The organism is Corallococcus interemptor (assembly GCF_003668875.1).
GTDB classification, from domain to species: Bacteria; Myxococcota; Myxococcia; order Myxococcales; family Myxococcaceae; genus Corallococcus; species Corallococcus interemptor.
Genome location: NZ_RAWM01000337.1, coordinates 1 through 455 on the forward strand (window position 1 = coordinate 1; position 455 = coordinate 455).

General features: G+C 65.5%; 1 protein-coding gene. It reads right to left on the bottom strand.

Annotation, left to right across the window (positions count from 1 at the left end):
- A partial coding sequence (locus tag D7X96_RS39230; RefSeq protein ID WP_121772013.1) for a DUF2125 domain-containing protein occupies positions 1-336 on the bottom strand: 336 nt, incomplete at its 3' end.
- Positions 337-455 lie beyond the last annotated feature (119 nt).

Below are 455 nucleotides of genomic sequence, written 5' to 3' on the forward strand. Positions count from 1 at the left end.
GATCTGCAGGACCTGGCCGTCCAGCGTCACGACCTGGGAATCGGGCAGCCAGAAGACCAGATGCCAGGGTTTCCATGACATCGCATAGGCAAAGGCCGCGCCGCCCTCATAGGCATTGCGGCCGGAGGGGTCGCGCCAGCTGATGCTGTCGACCGAGAGGTCGAACCGGCTGGGGAACCCGGAAAGGCCGAACCCGGGCAGATCGAGTTCCGCACCGGCGGCGCGCTGATCGGCGATGACCTGGTCGGCCCCGGTCAGGATCGCGTAGCGCCCGGCAAACCACCAGCCGCACCAGAGGGTGACGAATACCGCGAAGATCCCGATCAGCCAGCGCATTGCCCGGCCCCCCTTTTTCCTGGTAACCCGTTCCGATATCTACAGGCAGAGCCACAGGAGAACCAGCCTTGCCCGATTTCGTTCCGCCAGCGGATCAGAACAGCGGCGCCGTTTCCGCG